This is a genomic window from uncultured Campylobacter sp., from assembly GCF_937980635.1.
In the GTDB taxonomy this organism is placed as follows: domain Bacteria; phylum Campylobacterota; class Campylobacteria; order Campylobacterales; family Campylobacteraceae; genus Campylobacter_B.
The window spans coordinates 23,433-39,762 of sequence record NZ_CALJPG010000009.1 but is presented as its reverse complement, the minus strand read 5'-3'; the positions used below and the strand labels follow the sequence as shown (position 1 = coordinate 39,762).

General features: G+C 48.0%; 19 protein-coding genes. 12 read left to right on the top strand and 7 right to left on the bottom strand.

Annotated features, from left to right (window positions below; all coding sequences use genetic code 11):
• Positions 1–21 precede the first annotated feature (21 nt).
• The 8 genes from Q0460_RS01555 to Q0460_RS01520 all read left to right on the top strand — a co-directional run bounded on the left by Q0460_RS01555 (position 22) and on the right by Q0460_RS01520 (position 6,503).
• The gene (locus Q0460_RS01555) at positions 22–684 is read left to right on the top strand and encodes an amino acid ABC transporter permease (RefSeq protein ID WP_291940149.1); all 663 of its coding nucleotides are present in this window, start codon (positions 22–24) and stop codon (positions 682–684) included.
• Positions 677–1,405, top strand: a complete 729-nt coding sequence (locus Q0460_RS01550; protein WP_299084020.1) for an amino acid ABC transporter ATP-binding protein — start codon at positions 677–679, stop codon at positions 1,403–1,405. Before Q0460_RS01555 ends, Q0460_RS01550 begins: the two co-directional genes overlap by 8 nt.
• Positions 1,406–1,416: 11 nt before the next feature.
• Complete coding sequence (locus Q0460_RS01545) at positions 1,417–2,157, top strand: basic amino acid ABC transporter substrate-binding protein (RefSeq protein ID WP_299084017.1); 741 nt, start codon at positions 1,417–1,419, stop codon at positions 2,155–2,157.
• Positions 2,158–2,216: 59 nt separating this feature from the next.
• Positions 2,217–2,750, top strand: a complete 534-nt coding sequence (locus Q0460_RS01540; protein ID WP_299084015.1) for a hypothetical protein — start codon at positions 2,217–2,219, stop codon at positions 2,748–2,750.
• Positions 2,747–3,361, top strand: coding sequence for a thiamine phosphate synthase (gene thiE, locus Q0460_RS01535; protein WP_299084012.1), 615 nt, complete (start codon positions 2,747–2,749; stop codon positions 3,359–3,361). The genes Q0460_RS01540 and thiE overlap by 4 nt, the downstream gene beginning before the upstream one ends.
• The gene (locus Q0460_RS01530) at positions 3,348–4,124 is read left to right on the top strand and encodes an undecaprenyl-diphosphate phosphatase (RefSeq protein WP_299084009.1); all 777 of its coding nucleotides are present in this window, start codon (positions 3,348–3,350) and stop codon (positions 4,122–4,124) included. The genes thiE and Q0460_RS01530 overlap by 14 nt, the downstream gene beginning before the upstream one ends.
• Before the next feature lie 22 nt (positions 4,125–4,146).
• The gene (locus Q0460_RS01525) at positions 4,147–5,970 is read left to right on the top strand and encodes a phosphoethanolamine transferase (RefSeq protein WP_299084006.1); all 1,824 of its coding nucleotides are present in this window, start codon (positions 4,147–4,149) and stop codon (positions 5,968–5,970) included.
• A 290-nt stretch (positions 5,971–6,260) separates the two neighbouring features.
• Positions 6,261–6,503, top strand: a complete 243-nt coding sequence (locus tag Q0460_RS01520; RefSeq protein WP_299084003.1) for a hypothetical protein — start codon at positions 6,261–6,263, stop codon at positions 6,501–6,503.
• Between the two features lie 37 nt (positions 6,504–6,540).
• On the opposite strand, the gene Q0460_RS01515 is transcribed toward Q0460_RS01520, so the two are convergent.
• Positions 6,541–7,881, bottom strand: a complete 1,341-nt coding sequence (locus Q0460_RS01515) for an aminotransferase class V-fold PLP-dependent enzyme (RefSeq protein ID WP_299084001.1) — start codon at positions 7,879–7,881, stop codon at positions 6,541–6,543.
• A gap of 74 nt (positions 7,882–7,955) precedes the next feature.
• Here Q0460_RS01515 and Q0460_RS01510 point away from each other — a divergent pair, with 74 nt between their 5' ends.
• Both Q0460_RS01510 and Q0460_RS01505 read left to right on the top strand, forming a co-directional pair.
• The gene (locus tag Q0460_RS01510) at positions 7,956–8,792 is read left to right on the top strand and encodes a DUF234 domain-containing protein (RefSeq protein ID WP_299083998.1); all 837 of its coding nucleotides are present in this window, start codon (positions 7,956–7,958) and stop codon (positions 8,790–8,792) included.
• Entirely contained in the window at positions 8,789–9,187 is a 399-nt protein-coding gene (locus tag Q0460_RS01505; RefSeq protein WP_299083996.1) for a hypothetical protein, read from the top strand. The genes Q0460_RS01510 and Q0460_RS01505 overlap by 4 nt, the downstream gene beginning before the upstream one ends.
• Here Q0460_RS01505 and Q0460_RS01500 read toward each other — a convergent pair.
• On the bottom strand, positions 9,155–9,895 hold the full coding sequence (locus Q0460_RS01500) for a hypothetical protein (RefSeq protein WP_299083994.1): 741 nt from the start codon (positions 9,893–9,895) through the stop codon (positions 9,155–9,157). The two genes, Q0460_RS01505 and Q0460_RS01500, sit on opposite strands and share 33 nt — an antisense overlap.
• An 88-nt stretch (positions 9,896–9,983) precedes the next feature.
• On the opposite strand from Q0460_RS01500, the gene efp reads away from it, so the two are divergent.
• Positions 9,984–10,550: an elongation factor P gene (gene efp, locus Q0460_RS01495; RefSeq protein ID WP_005871146.1), complete on the top strand. Its 567-nt coding sequence runs from the start codon at positions 9,984–9,986 to the stop codon at positions 10,548–10,550.
• 277 nt (positions 10,551–10,827) lie between these two features.
• Here the strand turns inward: efp and Q0460_RS01490 are convergent, their stop codons facing one another.
• Both Q0460_RS01490 and Q0460_RS01485 read right to left on the bottom strand, forming a co-directional pair.
• Complete coding sequence (locus tag Q0460_RS01490) at positions 10,828–11,061, bottom strand: SelT/SelW/SelH family (seleno)protein (protein ID WP_255349569.1); 234 nt, start codon at positions 11,059–11,061, stop codon at positions 10,828–10,830.
• A gap of 145 nt (positions 11,062–11,206) precedes the next feature.
• Entirely contained in the window at positions 11,207–11,917 is a 711-nt protein-coding gene (locus Q0460_RS01485) for a metallophosphoesterase (RefSeq protein ID WP_299083991.1), read from the bottom strand.
• Here Q0460_RS01485 and Q0460_RS01480 point away from each other — a divergent pair.
• A complete protein-coding gene (locus Q0460_RS01480) occupies positions 11,886–12,230 on the top strand; it encodes a hypothetical protein (protein ID WP_299083988.1) in 345 nt (114 codons plus the stop codon). The two genes, Q0460_RS01485 and Q0460_RS01480, sit on opposite strands and share 32 nt — an antisense overlap.
• A gap of 107 nt (positions 12,231–12,337) precedes the next feature.
• Here the strand turns inward: Q0460_RS01480 and Q0460_RS01475 are convergent, their stop codons facing one another.
• The 3 genes from Q0460_RS01475 to Q0460_RS01465 are packed head-to-tail and all read right to left on the bottom strand — an operon-like array spanning position 12,338 to position 16,253.
• Entirely contained in the window at positions 12,338–13,390 is a 1,053-nt protein-coding gene (locus Q0460_RS01475; protein WP_299083986.1) for a GDSL-type esterase/lipase family protein, read from the bottom strand.
• A complete protein-coding gene (locus Q0460_RS01470; RefSeq protein WP_299083983.1) occupies positions 13,383–14,693 on the bottom strand; it encodes a DUF459 domain-containing protein in 1,311 nt (436 codons plus the stop codon). Before Q0460_RS01470 ends, Q0460_RS01475 begins: the two co-directional genes overlap by 8 nt.
• Complete coding sequence (locus Q0460_RS01465) at positions 14,694–16,253, bottom strand: MBOAT family O-acyltransferase (protein ID WP_299083980.1); 1,560 nt, start codon at positions 16,251–16,253, stop codon at positions 14,694–14,696.
• Positions 16,254–16,330 lie beyond the last annotated feature (77 nt).

Sequence of the window (16,330 nt, the reverse complement as noted above, 5' to 3'; positions counted from 1 at the left end):
GTCGTATTTGTTTTGACTGTAATCGCCGTGGGACTTTATTTCACCTATCCCGAACTGAGCGAAGCGCAAAAAATTTCATACGCCAAAAGCTACGGCATTACTCTTATTTTGACCTCCGGCGGCATTGTGATCGGTATCGCATTAGGATTTATGCTGGCATTTTTAAAATTTCTGAACAATAAATTTTTAAGCTTCATTATCGACGAATACGTAGACATCATCCGCGGAACTCCGATCGTTATCCAGCTGATGGTGTTTGTGTTTATTATCTTTGCTACGTGGAGCAATAATATCGCAGCTGCGATCTTTGCGCTGGGGCTTAATAGCTCCGCCTACGTCGCAGAGATCGTGCGAAGCGGCATAAATAGCGTTGATCGCGGCCAGATGGAAGCAGCGCGCGCGATGGGTCTAGGCTACGGCACGGCGATGAAGGAGATCGTCTTTCCGCAGGCGATAAAAAACATTTTGCCCGCGCTTGCAAATGAGTTTATAAGTCTTTTTAAAGAGACCTCGGTCGTAGGTCTCGTAGCAATTACCGATCTTACGTTTTTTTCAAAAAGTATGCAGGCGGCGCTTTATACCGTCCAGCCGATACTTTTTGCCGCAGTGCTTTACTATGCAAGCGTGAAATTTTTCTCGTTTTTAGTAAAAATGCTAGAAAGTAGGTTAAACCGCAATGATTGAAATATCAAATTTAACCAAATCCTACGGCAATTTATCGGTGCTAAAAGGAATTTCAAAGACCATAAATAAAGGCGACATCGTAGCGATCATCGGTCCAAGTGGCGGCGGTAAATCAACCTTTTTGCGCTGCTTAAATCTGCTTGAAATTCCAAGCGGCGGCACTATTAAAATAGACGGCGAGGATATTACTGATAAGCACACTGATATTAATAAAATTCGCCGCAAAGTTAGTATGGTCTTTCAGCATTTCAACCTCTTTGCAAATAAAAGCGTGCTGGAAAATTTAACTCTAGCACCCATAAAAGCGGGCATTTATACTAAAGAACAAGCCTTAGCAAAAGCGGAGGAACTGTTAGCTAAAGTAGGTCTTAGCGACAAAGCCTACGCCTATCCGCACAAGCTTAGCGGCGGACAAAAGCAACGCATCGCAATCGCTAGAAGTTTGGCGGTAAATCCGGACGTGATTTTATTCGACGAGCCCACTTCGGCGCTAGATCCCGAGATGATAGGCGAGGTGTTAGGCATAATGAAAGAGGTCGCCAAAGAGGGCATTACGATGCTTGTGGTAACGCATGAGATGGGCTTTGCACGCAATGTCGCAAATAGGATTTTTTTTATGGAGGGCGGCAAGATCGCTGTGGACGATACGCCTAAAAACGTATTTGAAAATCCGCAAAATCCGAGATTGAAAGAATTTTTAAATAAAATTTTAAACCACTAAAGGAGAGGGAAATGAAAAAATTTATGAGATTTTTAGTTGCGGGCGCTTTGCTTTGCGGCTCGCTAGTCGCTAAAGACATCACCAAAGATACGCTCATCGTAGGTACAAACGCCGAGTATCCGCCGTTTGAGTTCGTGGATGAAAACTCCAAGGTTACCGGCTTTGATATGGATCTGGTAGCCGAGCTTGCAAAGCGAGCGGGCGTGAAATATGAAATTTTAAATATGAGCTTTGACGGGCTGATCCCTGCGATTAAAAGCGGCAAAATCGATATGATCGCCTCGGGAATGAGCGCGACGCCGGCTCGCAAAAAGGCGATCGATTTTACTAATCCTTACTACAAGGTCGAAAATTTATACGTCAAGCGCAAGGACGATAACTCGTTAAATTCTAAGGCGGATCTACAGGGTAAGCGTCTTGCTGCGCAGCTAGGCACTATTCAGGAGCTTGCGATCAGAGACATCAAAGGCGCCGAGGTCAGCGCTACGGAGAACGTCTTTGTAGCCGTTATGTCGCTGAAGAACAAAAAGATTGATGCGCTTTGCGTGGATTCATCCGTGGGCTACGAGTATCTTAAGAAAAATGACGATCTAGTAGCGTTTTTTAAAGAATCCGACGGCAGCGAGGGCTTTTCGATCGCATTTGATAAGGGCAAATATCCCGAGCTGCTAGCTAAATTTAACGCAGCGCTTGAGGAGATGAAAAAGGATGGAAGCTACGAAAAGCTCTTGGAGAAGTATAATTTAAAATAATCCGCAAAATTTAGGCGCAAATTCTGCAATAGAAATTTGCGCCACCTAAGAGGAATCCTATGAAAAAGATATTTTTAGCACTTGCGATTTTGCTCTGCACGCAGAGCTTTGCGGAGCAAAAAGACAGATACGGCATCGCTGCGTTTGCAGGTCTTGGCAATGACGGTAGAAGCTTCGTTTTTACTTTCAGAAAGGCTCAAAAAGATCGTTTCTTTCCCTGCGACTTAAAAAATTTAAACATAATCGCCGCGGGCGCTTCTAGGTGCATAACGGACGCCAAGGAGCTAAGGAAATTCGACAAAGAATATAAAAAAGCTCTCGAGTCCGTGATAAAACCCGGCAAGCGCTACTACGTAAATTTAATCGATCGTGGCAATGACGCCTATGTTTGCGACGCAAGCGATCCTAAAAGTAATCTGCGATTAGATCTGGTAGCGGCGGGATTTGCCGTGCCGACAACCGACGATAGCGAACTTCTTTTAAAAGCCGCCGAGGAGGCCAAAGAGGCTAAGCGCGGAATGTATAGCGCAAAATTTTGGGATGTTACTAACTGCATTCTAAACGGCGCGCCGATGCCGAAAAAAGATAGATGAGTGAAATTTACGCACTTAGCGACGATGTCTTAACGCCGCCGCAAACTATCTTTTCGCAGATAGATGAGATTTTGCGCTGCGGCGTAAAGCTCGTGCAGTACCGCAGCAAGCTCGCCGCGCAGGATGAAGCTTTAATCCGCTCTCTCATCGGTCTTTGCGAAGATTACAGCGCCAAACTCATCATCAACGATGATGCGGCGCTTGCCAAAAAGCTTGGCGCGCACGGCGTGCATATCGGCAAGGACGACGGTGAGGCGGCGCAGGTGCGCGAGTTTTTAGGCGCGGATAAGATCGTCGGCGTTAGCTGCTATGCTGATCTTGCTCGCGCGCAAAAGGCTGAAGCGCAGGGCGCTAGCTACGTAGCCTTCGGCTCGCTAAGGCGCAGCAAGACAAAGCCTGATGCGCCGCTTTGCCCCGATGCGCTCGTGCAAGAGGCGCGAAAATCTTTAAACCTCCCAATCGCCGTAATCGGCGGGATAAGCTTAGAAAATCTGAATGAAATTTTAGCCCTGAAGCCCGATTATATCGCGATGGTAGAGGCGATCTACAGGCCCGCTTCAATCACTCAGAATTTAACAAATTTAAAGGAAAAAATGGATGAATATATTTGACGCCGTGATTTTAGGCATCGTCGAGGGGCTGACGGAGTTTCTGCCCGTAAGCTCGACCGGGCACATGATCCTGGCCGCAAAACTGATGGGTTTGCAGCAGACCGACACGCTTAAATGCTTCGAGGTCGTTATCCAGCTAGGCTCTATCCTAGCGGTCGTCGCGATGTTTTACAAGCGGCTTTTGGTCGATTTTAAGCTCTGGTGCAAACTTATCGTGGGTTTCATCCCCACTGCAGCGATCGGCTTTTTACTGTATAAAAGCATCAAATCGCTCTTCGCGCCGCAGACCGTCGCCTACGCGCTAATCGGTTGGGGCGTTATTTTTATCGCGGTAGAGCTCTTTCGCAAGGCGCGCCCTAGAGAAGGTGAGCTAGAACATCTAGATCAAATTTCATACGTTCAGGCCTTCATCATCGGGCTTTCGCAATGTTTTGCGATGGTGCCGGGCACTTCGCGCAGCGGCGCTACCATCATCGCAGGGCTTTTGTGCGGGCTAAGCAGAAACCTAGCCGCGCGCTTTAGCTTCCTGCTCGCGATCCCTACGATGTTTGCGGCGACTTTTTACGACACCTATAAAAATTTAGACACCTTCGTGCAAAACTCCGACAATATCACGACCTTTCTCATAGGCGGCGCAGTGGCGTTTATAGTGGCGCTTGCGGCGATCAAGCTATTTTTAAGCTTCGTTTCGAAGTTTGATTTTATCCCGTTTGGAATTTATAGAATTCTAATCGGCGCCATCTTTTTCATCTTCGTTTTTTAAACGCAATCATCAAAGGAATTTCATGAGCCTAGCAAAAAATATCGGCGCATTTTTAAAAGACAGATTCAGCCTCCTATCGGTATTTGATGGCGCGGTACTAAACGCATACGCGCTAGTTTTAGCATTAAATTTAGCGCTCGGGCTGCTTCTTATCGCGCGCGGCGGCGAGCTGCTCTCTGCGCAGGCGCTGTTTTTCGCAGCGTCTGCGATCTGCGGCGTGACGATACTTTTTTTCACGCTTTATGCGCTCAGCTTTTACAGCGCCAGGCTATATAAAATTCTCGCCTTTGCACTTCTGGCGCTAAACGTAGCCTTCGCGATCGCTCAGATTTTTTTGATCTTTAGCCTGGAGCTTACCTACTCGCACGGCACGCTGGACGCGCTAGTGCAAACGACGCCCAAGGAGGCCTTTGAGTTCGCGCATGCGTTTTTAAATTTCAAGCTTATCGCGGCTTTTTTGGCGCTTTTGATCTTCGTCTTCGCTGCCCTTAGGCTTAGAGTGAGCCAGCGAGCGCGAATGAAGCTATGTCGCGCAATAAAGCTAATCTTTTTGCTTAGCTTGCTTGTTTTTATTGCGCATGCGGCGTTTAAAAGCTACGTAGCCAAAAGCTCGAAAATGCGCGCCAGCATCATAATCGCACTGAATAAAATTCCGATTTATAACTTTGCTTTCGTTACGAAGGATTATTTCGGCGCCGATTTTAAAAGCGTGCGCGAGCTGCAAGCCGGATACCAAAGCATTTACGCCTCGCACTCGCACAAAACCGCGCCAAATCGCATCTCAAACGTCGTTTTTATTATCGGAGAGAGCCTGCAGCGAAATTTTATGAGCCTATACGGCTACTATCTTCCCACTACACCGAATCTGCAAGCGCTTGAGCGAAGCGGAAATTTAATCGCTTTTAGCGACGTCGTCTCGCCTGGAGCTAAGACCAACGACGTGCTAAAATACGTGCTAAATTTCGGAAATTACGAGAGCGAAAAACAGCGCCCGTGGAGCGCCAACCTCGACATCGTAAATCTCGCACGGCTGGCAAACTACGAGACCTTTTGGATCAGTAACCAGGAGCGCTACGGACAGTGGGCGGTCGCAAGCGGCGCGAGTGCGCAGATGACGGATCATTCGGACTTTACGAATCAAATCCCGGTTTACAAATACGCCTACTCGCTCGACGAAGTTATGCTTCCGAGTATAAGAAATTTCAAATCCGGCGCGAAAAAATCGCCTCTTGCGCGCAAGGATGAAAGCTCCGCCGCAGAGGTAAATGATACGCAGAAAAAGGATAAATTTTTCATCCTTCATCTTATGGGCTCGCACCCGAGCTACGAGTTTCGCTATCCGAAAAGCTTTGCTAAATTTAGCGCCGCGGATATCTCGCGCGAGCCACTTGATGGAGGGCAGAAAAAAGAGCTCGCGCACTACCTAAATACCGTGGCTTACAACGATTTTATAGTAAGCGAAATTTATAAAATTTTTGCGAGCGACAACACGCTGATAGTCTATTTTAGCGACCACGCCCAGAGCCTTTATCAATACCGCGGCAAGCTGATCCACGGCGGCATCAACCGCTTCACGCTCGAAATCCCGCTGATTTTCATGGCGTCGGATAAGTTCAAAGAGCAAAATGCTGATCTTTGGGCTCGCATCGCAGCAGCTAAAAACAGGCCGTTTTTAAACGACGATCTCATCCACGCGATCGCGGAAATTTTAGAGATGACTGAGCTGCCCGAGTACGATCCCGCTCGCTCGGTGATAAACGCCGATTTTAACGCCTCGCGCCCGCGCATCATCGAGGGGGTCGATTACGATAAGGTTTACAAGCTGCAGAAGGAATTCGGCGAGTAAATTCGGTGAAATTTTGCGCCTTTTAGTAGCGCAGAATTTCACCTCTTAAAAATTTGCGCTCTTATCGCAAGCCGCTCGCGCCCTAATTTAAGCTTTCAGATGAGCGCGGTTGCGTCAATTTATGCTGCGCAAAGCTCTGCAGTAAAATTTTTCGCCGCGAAAGTCTACCGAGTAAAATTCGGCTTTGTAAAATTTCAAAATTTTGCGGCTAAAATTCCACGGCGCAGAATTTTACACGTCTACGAAATACAAAAATTGCGAAGCTCATTCAAATAGCGAAATTTTGAAATTTGGCAGCGTTAAAATTTATCCGCACGGCACAAAATTTACCGCCAGAATTCAGCCCGCAATTTAAAATTTCAAAATTCCAAGCCACAAAATTTTATACCGAAGAATTTCACGTCCCAATCGGCACGGAGTATCTGCTACCCGAGCCGCGCATAAAATTATGCGCTTTAAAATTCCAAGCCATAAAATTTTACGCTACGAAATTTCACCGACAAAATTTTATGTCGCAAAACCCCGCGCCGTGAAATTTAAAAGCGGCTCTTGTTATAAGATTTCGCGAGCTCAATTTATGCTGCCGCAGCGATATTTACCCGCTACGAAGGTGATTTTATCGCGGATCTGAGCGATCTGTCTTAGCGCCTCCGCCAAGAAATCCACGTCGCTTTCGTCGTGGATGAACGAGAAGCTAGCCCGCACCCAAGCGGGTTTGCGTGACATTTCGGTATCGGGTTGCAAGCCGAGCAGATCAAAGCCGTAAGGTGCTGCACAGTCGCAGCCTGCGCGGGTCTGAATCTCAAATTTCTGCCCGAGCACCCCGGCTAGCGCGTCTGCGCCGAGACCTCGCATATTGAAAGCAAAGATCGGCACGCGCGGCGCAGTGAGATTGCCGTAAATTTCAATCTCGGGGATTTTTGAAATTTCGCTTATGAAGCGTCTGCAGATCGCCTCTTCGCGCGACTTGATCGCCTCTAGCCCCGCGCTTTTGCGAAGCTTTAGAGCAAGATAAGCTCGCACCAGCGCGATGATACCAGGCGTGCCTGCTTCCTCCAAGCGCTCCTTGTCGATTATAAAGCGCTGCATTAGGGCATCTGCGTATTTGATCGTGCCGCCTCCCGCGAACGTCGGCTCCTCGCCGCACAGAAGCTCCTTTCGCACCGCTAAAATCCCGCTAGCGCCCACGCCGCCCAAGAGCTTGTGCGCGCCGAAAAACATACCATCGCAAAAGCCAAGATCTACGTTTTCGTGCGCGATGAGCGCGCTAGCGTCCACGAACAGCCGCCCGCCGTGCGCTTTTAGCATCAAGTAAGCGCGCTTGTAATCGAGCTTAAGCCCCGTCACATTCGATGCCGCAGTAAGCACGCCATAAATTTCGCGCCCTTTGTTTGCGGATAAAATTTCGCCCAGCCGCGAAAAATCCATCAGCCCGCTTGGATCCAGTGGCACGCGCACTACCTCGCAAAGCCCCTGCCTTAGGCTAATTTCAACGGAGTGATGCTCAAAAGGCGAGATGATGAAAAGCGGCAGCTCTTTTATGCTCTCGCGCCGCAAGCCGAGCCTATCTCGCGTCGCGGGCGGCAGGTAGATGCCTAGAATTTCCCAAAGCTTCTTAATCGCCGCAGTCGCGCCAAATCCGCACGAGATCAGGTAATAGCGCTCTTCGCAGCCCAGAAGCTCTTTGATTTTGGCTCTTGCGTTTTCGTAGTAATCGCTCGTGATCTCGGCGCTCGCTCCGCCTGCGGAGTGGACGTTGGCATATGTTGCAAGCACGCGCTCGATCTCCGCTTCTATAGGGCGATACGCGAGCCCCGAAGCGGCGCAATCGAAGTATTTGACCCCCTCTTTTAAGATGATATTTTCTTTGATCGTTTCAAAATCCAAAGCGCGACTCCAAAATTTTTGCAAATTATATCCAAACTCGCTAAAATTACGCCCGCAAGGAGGGCGAAATTTACGAGTTAAAAGATACGGCGCGAAATTTGGGCGATGCTGGTATCGACGCGATTTTGCAGTTTCATTTCGTATTTGATGAGATAGGCTGCATAAGCGGCTACGCGGACGTTTTCGAAGCGATCGAAAATGAAATTTTGCTCTGCTTCGAGCAACTCGGCGAGCGCTTTAAATTTGGCGGCGAGCACGAAGAGCAGATCAAAAAGGCGCTGATGAAATTCGCTAGAAGCGACCGCAAAAAAATAGGAATTTCAAAAATCTTGCCGCGATTTACGGCGCAAAAAATTACCGCAGATCTCATAAACGCGAAGTTTTTAATCACCGAAAAATCAAGCGAGCAAAGGGCGCAAAAAGAGCGCAAAAACGACCGCCTACCGCGCGCGCTGCGCCGCTACCATATCACGGACAAGGTCCATTTCAGCAGCAACTTTGCAAGATTTTGGTTTAGATTTATCGAGCCGAACCTGCCCGCGCTGCGGCGCGGCGAGATAGAGCGCGTGCTAAGCCTAATCAAAGCGGATTTCAACGCTTATGCGGGGCTCGGGTTTGAAATTTTAAGCAAAGAACTGCTCGCAAAGTATCTAAATTTAGAGATTTCGCAAATTTCAAGCTTCTGGAACAAAGAGGTCGAGATCGACATCTACGCGAAATTTGAGAGCTTTTGCGTCGCGGGCGAGTGCAAATACAAGGAGCGAAAAATTTCAAAAAACGTGCTAAACGAGCTAATGCTCAAATGCGAAAAAGCGCACCTCGCGCCCGATCTGCTCGCGCTGTTTTCTAAAAGCGGCTTTAGCGGCGAGCTACAAAACCTAAAAAGCGATAAAATTTTACTCTTTTCGCTCGAGGATTTTAAAATTTTACTTTGAACTGCGCGCCAAAAAAGCCTAGAATATGGCGCGAGCGAGCGGTACCGTGCGCGTACGGTATGCCGCAAGAAATAAGTGGGGTGCTATCGACGGATACGCTATCTACGGGCGGCATAGGCAGAGCATGGGTAAGCGCAAGGCATGGCAGACGCGCTATCGATAGGCGGTATGAAGGTGTGTTGAGCGGACGGCGGGCGCTATGGATAGGCAGACAGCACGCTATCTGCACGCAAGCTTGCGCCTCTCGCAAACAAATCGCGAAAAGTTTATCTTTGCATATCGGAGCGGCTCTCGTCGCAAAGGCGCAAATTGACGGCACCTTTCGCACACAAACCTCGCGCTTTAAATTCCTAAAATTTAGACTATTTTTTCACCTTGATCACGTATGGGACTGATTTGATCACGCCTTTTGAAAATAGCGTCTTGGTGTCCGCATACACGGCGTCAAGCTCGGCTTTTGAGACGTCCGCATCGTTTACCTGCATGTCCTTGTCGTAGTATTTCTCAATCACGTCGATCGCGCCCTTTTGATCGCTCGGAGAGAGAGCCTTCAGCTGCTTTAAAATCAGTGCCGATTTGATAAACGCGCTCTTGCCGTGCACCGGCGCAAAGATTAATTTTACGTTGCTGTTGCGAAGATGCTTCGTGATCCTTTTCATCTCCTCGGCGCAATACGGACATTCCGGATCGCCCACGATGTAGGTCACATAGGGATTATTTTTATCAAACGACTCGATATAGGCAAATCTCGCGGGATTTATGCTCTTTAGCAGCTTAAGTGCGGCAGCATCGTTGGCGTCTTTTAAAGTTTGCATTCTCGCCTTAAATAGCGCCGCGTCTGCCGCGTCTGCAAGCTTAGGCTCCTCAGTTGCTGCCACTAGACTTTTGCCGTCGTCGCTAGCCAAAAACGCCTCCTTTTTATCGCCCGAGCGGACGATTAGTAAATTTAGCCCGTTTAGCGAGTTTAGTTTGTCGATCGAGATGAGCTGAGCGTTTTTATCATTTAGACTTTGCTTTAGGTTTTTCACTAACTCCGCTTCGTTCGCATTCGCGCCAAGCGCAAAAGCCGCACATACAGCCAAAACGTAGATGATTTTTTTCATAGCTTCCCTCCCCTTAAAATTTCGCCAATTATATCAATTTAAAATAAAATTTGTTATAATCGCGCCTCATTAATTTAAGGAGAAATTTATGGCTTATTCAATGGGCGATCTAAAAAAAGGTCTAAAAATCGAGGTGGACGGAATTCCGTTTAAAATCATAGAATACCAACACGTAAAACCGGGCAAAGGACCTGCTTTCGTGCGCGTTAAAATAAAATCTTTTATAGATGGCAAGGTGCTTGAAAAGACCTTCCACGCGGGCGATAAATGCGAGGCGCCGAATCTTGAGGAAAAAGAGATGCAGTATCTCTACGACGATGGCGAGGCGTGTCAGTTCATGGATACCGATAGCTACGAACAGATCGCGATCAGCGACGAGGATGTGGGCGAGGCGAAAAAATGGATGCTAGATGGTATGATGGTAAATATAATGTTTTACAACGGCAAAGCGATCGGCGTAGATGTGCCGCAGGTGGTGGAGCTTAAGATCGTAGAAACTGCGCCGAATTTCCGCGGCGATACGCAGGGCAGCAACAAAAAGCCTGCCACGCTTGAGACCGGCGCCGTGGTACAGATCCCATTTCACGTGCTAGAAGGCGAGGTCATCCGCGTTGACACCGTCCGCGGCGAGTATATCGAGCGCGCAAATAAATAATCTCCCCCTGTTTTTGCGAAATTTTGATTTCGCAAAAATTCCTCTTTCTTTTGAAATTTATAAACTCCGAGCGATAAATTTAAACCGCGATCTTCGCATAAATTTTGATTAAAATAGCTTTTCAAATTTGCCAAAATGTGGGATAATTTAGTATAGCTTTACGCAACGCTGATTTTTGCAAAATTTAGAATAGTTTTACGATTAAATTTACGGATATGAAATTTGAGTATAAAAAACGCCCGAAAGCAAATCTTACGACCCGCTTTCGGGCTTTGAGCTAGGCTGCAACTTTAATTAGATTTAAAATTTCACCTTCACTTGGGAAACGAGGCTTAGCAAAATCTTTATTAAAGAAAAGCTTTCTGCCGTCAACTTCTACTAGAAAGTCTCCGCTGCCACCAGGGACCAACTCGACAACTGCATCCTTATAGACGCCTGTTATTTCATCTCTCACACGGAGAGCTTGCGGTCTATAAGATCAAGAATTACAATAAGTAATTACAACCTTCATCTTTTATTCCTTTCTAAAAAAGTGCCACATTGTAGCCAAACTAGCTTAAATTTTAATATAAAGGCCCAATTTCACGCGCCTCAGCATTTAAAATTTACGAGCGAAATTTCGCCGTTTGCAAAGCTTTGCTGCCGCGAGCCCAAGACTAGTCCTCAAATTTTAAAATTTCATCGTAGCAGAGATAAAAATCGCAGCCGTGCGTATGGAATTTCTTATCGCCGTGAAAGTGTCCGAAATACCACCGCGCGGGCCTTACGAGCTCAAAGATCCGCTCCAAATACTCAGACGTTTTATCGGGGGTACTTTTGCCGCACCAAAGATATTCTTTTAAAAATTTCATCGCAAACCACGGCGCCGTGTGGCTCAGCACCGCATCAATCCGTCCGCCCGTAGCGATGAAATCGCGCGCATTTCGTATCGCACAAGCAAACTCCTCCTCACTTGGAATCTCGCGCGCCCACCAGCTAAGCCCCGGTATCCGATGTGCCTTATCGACGCTAAGCGCGCCGCCGAAACACAAAAAATGTCGCCCAGCAATCTCGTAAATTTCGCCGCGCCGCAGCCAAAAAATATTCTCGCCACCCACGCTCACGGTGCCGCCAAATTTCCGCTCGCGCGGCAGCTCGTCCAACATATCGAAATTTTCATGGTTGCCGTCGATAAAAAGAAGTGTGGCTGGGAAATATCTTTCTATATTTTTGCGCGCCATAAACTCATCTATCCGCTCGCTCCAAAACAGACCGAAATCTCCGAGCACGATGACGAAATCATCGGCGCTAAGCCCGCCCGCAAAGGCCTTGTTCGTTATTTTGCCGATCTCGTTTATGCCGTGCGTATCTCCGCAAAGATATATCATCTGCCTCTCCTTTAAATTTAGCTCGCCGCGCTTTGCCGCAGCCCGTGAGAATGAAATTTTAAGCGCTAAATTTTACGCAGCGCACGCGTTGCAAAACACGACTAGCATTCCGATCCGCAACCACGCAAATTTAATCCAAATTAAAATCGTAAATTTAGGCGACGAAATTCTAAAAGCGCGGGCATCAAACCTGTCGCCGCACAAATTTAAAGCCGCGGCCTCTGATCTTAAATTTCGCGGCGCGGATCTAAGCGGCAAAATCCAAGCAAACGCGACCCCTTTGCTACTGCTAAATTTTAAATTTAGCAACTAACTGCGTAAATTTTGCGGCGGATTGTGCAATTTCCACAAAGAGCTTTGTAAATTTCACAACGAACTTTATAAATTCCACGGCGAGGCGCCTAAATTTAAAGATTAAATTTAAAACCTGCCGCGCAATTTCGTCGCCAGCGCTGCGCCGATTTTTTCGTAGCCCTCTTTTTGTAAGTGGATCTCGTCGGGGCGGATAAGCCCGCGCTCGCGCCAGCCGCGCCAGCCGCCATCCTCATCCATAAGACCAGCTATGTCGTAAAACATCGCCCCTTCGTCTCGCGCTAGATGCGCTAGCACCTCCGCAGCGCGTGAGGCGTTTGGCACTTTAGGGCTTCGCGGCGGCGCTACGAGCAAGATTTTTGCACCGGGAGCTGCGGAGCGGACGGAGCGAAGCAGCCCACGGACGCTTTGGTAGAATTTTTGCTCGTCGAATTTCGGATCCATCGCATCGTTTGTGCCGTAAGCGATGACTACGAGATCGTATCTAAGTCCCGAAAAATCTCTACCAAAGGCATCTGCACCCCATTTTTCGTAGAGGTTGCTAAACGCGCCGTTGCTCGCACAAGAGTCTGCAAAGCGCGCGTTTTTACGATAAATTTTATATCCTCCAAGCTCTGCTCCGTCACGCAGCGATCGAATTTCGATCGGAAATCTAAGTCGTAGCTTAGAATACTCCCATTTCTGCGGCACTTCTTGCGAAATATACGCGCTTAGCCCACTTGCATCGCGCACGCGAAAAATCTCGCCACTCTGATCCGATTTATGCAAAATTTCGACGTAAAAATCTCCGCTAAGCTGCTTTAGCTCCAGTCGCACATTAGCGCCCTTTTTGCCGGTAGCGATCACTCCGCATAGTGGGAAATCGGGGTCTTGCTCGGTGCGGGATGAGATTACATTAAAGCCGCTTTGCTTAAATTCTATATTTTCGCTTTTGTGATATTTAGGCATCATTGCAGGCACGAAGCCGACGCTGTTTTGCACAAAAAAGCCGTGTCTGAAAGCATCTATCAGCGCGTCGCTTCCTAAATGCGAATCGCCAAAAAATTTCACTCCAAAGCCCGCAGAACTTTTTGTATTTGCAGAATTTATGCCACGAACGCCTGCGTTTGCTGCGCATCCGCCTAATAAAGCGGCAAATAAAATCGCTATAAATTTACTCAACTTCAATCCTTGATAAAATTTCTTTCGCTACCGCTTCGCAACCCTCTTTGCTCATATGAATGCCGTCGTCTTGGCGCACGCGCACGAGCTTGGAGCCGCTTTGCAGATATGTTTTATAGACGCCTTTTTCGCACACCAGCGGGGTTGTTTGCATAAAATACCCGCCAAGCGCCATGCTGGCGTCGGCATATATTTGATTTAGCAACTGCGTTTTCTCCTCAAAATCTGGCTTTTGCATACACGGCATCGCAAGCCACAGCACTCCCGCACCGTGCGAGTGCGCCGTATCGTAGATCTCGCGTACCCTTGAGGCATAAAACTCTCGCCAGCGCGGCGTTTTAATGCCATAAGTTTTACCTCCTGCGCGGTACTCCCAGACGTCATTGGCGCCTAGAAGCACGACTACGAGCTTAACGCCGCCGTTCTCGCGAAGCGCGGTATCGAGCGTCTTTTGCCAGTCGAAAGATTTCTTGCTCGCAAGCCCCGTAGATTGCTTGCTAAGATCGATCACCCTCAGGCTTCGCTTCGGGAAAAATTTCTTAGCATTCATCCCCACGTATTGCATCAGACTATCGCCCATAAAAAGCACCTCATCGCCTGCATTTAGGCGGATTTTGCCATCGTCGCTAAGCGAAATTTTAGCATCAACCTCCACGGAGCTTTGCGTCGTTGAATTCTGCTCCAAAGCCTGTGGAGCGGGAAGTTGCGAAGCGTAATTTTCGCCGCTTTGCAAGGTTGCGCTTGCCGTGACGGGATTTTGCGACGCAGCGGAGCTGCGCGGCACAGAGCTTGTTGTAGCCAGGCTTTGTGACACGGAATTTTGCGAAGTAGAATTTTGAGGGATGGAATTTTGTGCATAAGGCTCCTGCGCCGAATCGCGCGTCTTGAAATGATGCGTAGAATTATTTAAAGCCGAATTCTTTGCAGCATGGGCTTGCGGCTTGCTATCTTGCGGTTTAACGCTTTGCGAAGTATCGTGATCTCGCGCCCTCGTGCTTTGCAAAGCTTGATTTTCCGCCATACGATCTTGCGCAGATTTTTTAAAATTTTCGCCTCCGCCATGCGAACTCTCGTCCTCATCCTTGCTAATATCCTCGCCTTTGATACGCTGCTCAAGCTTATCTGCGCCATTTGCAATCTTTTCGTAGATCTCTCCGCCTACGCGAAACGGCGAGCGGCGCAGCCATTCTTCCAGCCCAAAGTCATCGTGAAATCGCTGCTCCAAATAATAAAGCAGCGAGCCTTGCATAAAAAATGCCGAGAAAAGCAGCGCAAAAAGCAGAGTTGAAACAAACTTAAGCATCTAAAATCCTGCGTAGATGAAATTTGGAATTCCGCTTGGCATCAGCGCGAAAATCAGCGTGAAAATCACGCCGAGCGCGAGAGCTTTAGGCAAAAACGGCAGCTCGGCAAAAAGCGCGATCAAAGTATCTTTAAGAGCTGAAATTTTAGGATAAACAAAAATCCCCGCTAAAATCACCGCAAGTACCGCTAGCTCACCAATATCTCCGAAAGCTCGTGCGCGGGTAAAAGCGCCCAAAATCGCCGCCGCATCTGGAAGGGAATTGGCGAAAAAAATCCAAGCGAAACTTACAAAAATATAGGTGCAAAATAGCGCTAAATGTGGATTTAGCGGCTTTACGCCCACTTTGGCAAGACATTTTAAAAATACAAGCGCCGCCCCGTGCAAAAGTCCCCAAATCAAAAAATTTAATCCCGCGCCGTGCCAGATGCCCGAGAGCGCAAATGCGATTAGCAAATTTACGCAGGTGCGCGCAAAGCCATTGCGCGAGCCACCAAGCGGGATATAAATATAATCGCGTATAAACGTGGATAAACTGATATGCCAGCGATCCCAAAACTCGCCTAAATTCTTAGCCGCGTAGGGCATATTAAAATTCTGCGGCAGCTTAAAGCCCATCGCAAGCCCAAGCGCTCGCGCCATATCGATAAAGCCGCTAAAATTCGTATAAAGCACCACGCCGTAAAGCAGCAGTGCAGCTAGAATTTGCGCCGCGGAGGACTCAGGCTCGTCGCCGTAAACGCCTGAAATCACATCGCTATAATACGCGCCCAAATAGCCGCTAATAAGCAGCAGCTTAACTAAGGCAAAAATTATAAGCACATAAATTTCATCGGCATTGCCAAAGTGCTTGAAGCGATCAAACTGTGGCAGTACTGGCTCTACGCCTTTGGCAGCGCTAGCGCGCCCGATAGGACCCATTACGACGCTAGGGAAAAACGCTAAAAAGCACGCCAAGCTCAAAAAGCCCTGCTCACCGCATTCGCGCCTATAAACCGAGACGAAATAGGTGATCGACATGAAAACATAATATGAAATTCCAAGCGGAAACGCCACGCTATCGACGGCACCTAGGTGCAGCGCGGCAAGCGCGGCATTGAAAAACTCCCTGACGTAGCCGTAATATTTGAAAAACGCGAGAAAAAATAAGCCGCCAGCAACTGCCGCAAGCATCACCGCACGCGCTTTCGCAGTTGGTAACGGAATTTGCTTCGCTAGCCCCGCTTTTTGCATCTGCTTTGCTATGCCAGCTTGTTTTGTTGCGCTCATCTGCTTGGCTGCCGCTTTACGCGATAGCTTTTTCTTGTGCGAAGACTGCTTTGCAGGCGGTATGGCTTTCGCGACTACGCGATTGGCGCGCGCGATACACGCACCTGCAAAATATACGAAGGCACTATAGGCTGCAAGCACCAGCGCAAAGCGCGGATTTATGGAGCACATAAAGCCGTAGCTTGCCAGCAGGATCAGGATTTTTTGCGCGAAAATATAATTTTTGAGCGTCCAATAAACGATTAAAAACGCTAAAAAAGCAAGGACAAACTCTGGCGAAAAAAATGTCATTCAATCTTTCCAATTTAAATTTTTAAAGCTCTTGCGGGCTTTTAGACGCTTGCGGCGTAAGATTTATATGAAGCGAA